This is a genomic window from Collimonas sp. GW821-FHT07E08 (assembly GCF_059418905.1).
Window position 1 is genome coordinate 1 of record NZ_JBWKQR010000042.1, and the last position, 2,687, is coordinate 2,687.

The window sequence follows — 2,687 nt, forward strand, 5'->3', positions numbered from 1 at the left end:
GTCATGCCCTGTTCGCAACCACAACAGGAAAGAAAATCACTTGCCTGAAGTCTGAATAGAGTCTAGTGAGTGAATGGAAAATCTACTTATTTTTAGCATAGAGCTTGAAGCTCATGCCACATAGGATTTCCAATAACGCAAACAGGTAAAATTGCGCCAACCTCAGCACGGGCATATAAGACCGCTCTTGTCCCAGACAGATTGCATAATTTTTGATCAAAAAATTCCCACAACCTTTCGGAGCGGACAACTAAATACACTCTTACATTGGTAATCCTCCATTTTTAGAGCACGCCAAAAGTAGAAGTTAAGCGGCCAAAGCTAGCTTCTGTTTAGGAGTGATGCCACCAAGAGCCATGTTTGGCCGGCCGTGATTGCAGGTCAATAATCAGCGCGTGCAAAGTTCTGAATTTCATCAAGTGTTTCGAACAGGTGGTGAGCCAGCCAATCGTAGCGAACCATGCGGTTGCGGCGTTCGACGTAGGCATTTTTCTGCGGCTGGCCAAGCTGGATGAATTCGATCCGAATGCCGTGCTTTGCAGCCCTGGCCAGCGTCACGGCGCTGATATATTCAGGCCCGTTGTCGCAACGGATCACGTTCGGTTTGCCCCACCACTCAATGATCCGATCCAAGCAACGGATGCCCCGTTCCGACGGTAGCGAGAAATCGACGTCAGTACCAAACCCTTCACGGCTGTAGTCGTTGATCACGTTGAACAGACGAATGCTGCGACCGTCGGCAAGCTGATCATGCATGAAGTCCATCGACCAGATTTCGCTGATCTGCGCGGACACAGCCAGCGGCAGCAGCTTCTCCCGCACCAGGCGATGACGCGTTTGTGGTTCCATTTGAAGCCTTTCACGTTGCGTAAGTACAGGAAGCACAAGCCGAAGCCCCAGTTGCGCTGATTACTCGTCAGTCGTACCAGTCAGTCGGCAACAACGCTTTTTCCGCATCGAGCTTGGCGCGATAGCAGGTTTGGCTGATGCCGAAGACCTGGCATGTCAATCCAATGGTGGCTGAACGCTGGGCTACCACTCACTGCGCCATCTCTCGCCGTTGAGATGGCTCTGCCATTTTTTTTGTGAGGGTCTCGGCGACGATCTCGGCCTTGAGCCGTTCTTCGGCATACATCTTCTTCAGGCGCCGGTTTTTGTCTTCCAGTTCTTTCATGCGGGCCATCAGCGATGCATCCATACCGCCGAACTTTGAACACCATTTGTAAAACGTGACATTGCTGATGCCGTGTCCACGGCACAGTTCAGGGACGAGCGAGTCACCCTCGGCTTACTTGAGGATGGCGATGATTTGGCTGTCGGTAAAGCAGGAAGTCTTCATGCAGAACTTTCAAAAATCTCAGTTTAGAAAATTCTACTTTTAAAAGCGACCATTTGGTGGTGAGGCGGATTACTGTAACGAGGCAGTTCACGAAGATGTGGGCGCGACCACCATCTGTCATGCCTATCTATGCTCAGCTGTTGACAGGCATAGGGTTTATGTAACAGGCTGGCGTGAAAGTTATATCTATATTTTATTTTTTTCATACTGATAGTTTTTTTAAAAATGTATCCTCTCGTCATAGTCCAAAATAACTAAACAGCGGCATTTCGTGTTTATGGACGTGATCTTGAATAAGCATTTTCTGACCGAAGTTTTTGATCAAAAACTCAAATCAGGACAGAGACATGTTTTGACAAGGCGCCTTTTGTTTTATCTTTATGACCGGAGCACATATGAAAACGTCCCTGAAATTCACTCGCCTTACCCTAGCCTCTGCAAGCATGTTCGCTCTACTTGGAGTTTCCGAAGCCGCCAACGCCGCGACACAAACCTTCAGCATTCCCGTGCAGTTCTCGCTCACACTGACGGCGCCAAGTTGTACGCTGACCGTCGGCACGACTACGGTCAATTCCACCGCCGTAGGCGTACCCGTCGTCACGACCATGTCAGCAGCGTCAACCAATTCAACCCCGGCGGCATATCTCGCTACGGCGTTTACAGGTACTGTCTCTAATGCGGGCTCCTGGCCCAACCCTACCGGCGTCACTCAGGGAGCGCTACCCACCGCTTCCATGCCAACCGCTTCCGCCAATTGCACGAGCGGCACACCCTATAGCATCTCTGCAACCAACGATCCAGCGGGCGCTACGGCACCAGCCAACACGTTCGGCAATATCACCGGTTCTATTGCATACGGCGTAGGGGCCACTAATCTCACGTCGCTGGGCATATACCTCGGTATCACCTCCGCAGGCGGTGTCGCAGGAAATTTCGGGACTCAGAGCGCATCCGGTAACTCTGTCGCAGTTACGGCCAATGGCTCCGCACAACCAATCGTGCTCCAGGCCGTGGCGCTGGCGAATACCAGTGGTGCTGGCGTCGCCACATTTGGCGGTGGTGCCGCCGGCACCTATATCTATAAATTCCTCGTCAACCTGGTTTTCTAAGCGTTAGCGAGAGTCCTGCGCGCGACCGGCCGTCAACCAGGTCTAGCCGCGCGCAGAAACAGCCCCCCCCCCAGCGGAGCCTTAATTTCCGTGTCAAATTTTACGTTTATCCCGACCACCACCATCCACAAGGCACTGATGTGCTATCCACAAAAACCCTGCCCCCCCCGATCCTTCGCCGCTTGTCCGTCTAGAGATAAGGAAATTTCTCTGGTGGTGCGGGCGGCGAGCAGCCTGCG

1 protein-coding gene and 1 pseudogene are annotated in these 2,687 nt (G+C 52.2%); one reads left to right on the forward strand and one right to left on the reverse strand.

Features of this window, described 5'->3' with window-relative positions; genetic code table 11:
• Positions 1 to 307: 307 nt before the first annotated feature.
• Positions 308 to 1,339 (reverse strand): annotated as a pseudogene (locus AC07RZ_RS24040) (DDE-type integrase/transposase/recombinase).
• A gap of 395 nt (positions 1,340 to 1,734) precedes the next feature.
• Here AC07RZ_RS24040 and AC07RZ_RS24045 point away from each other — a divergent pair.
• The gene (locus AC07RZ_RS24045; protein ID WP_494669860.1) at positions 1,735 to 2,448 is read left to right on the forward strand and encodes a hypothetical protein; all 714 of its coding nucleotides are present in this window, start codon (positions 1,735 to 1,737) and stop codon (positions 2,446 to 2,448) included.
• The last annotated feature ends 239 nt before the right edge of the window (positions 2,449 to 2,687 follow it).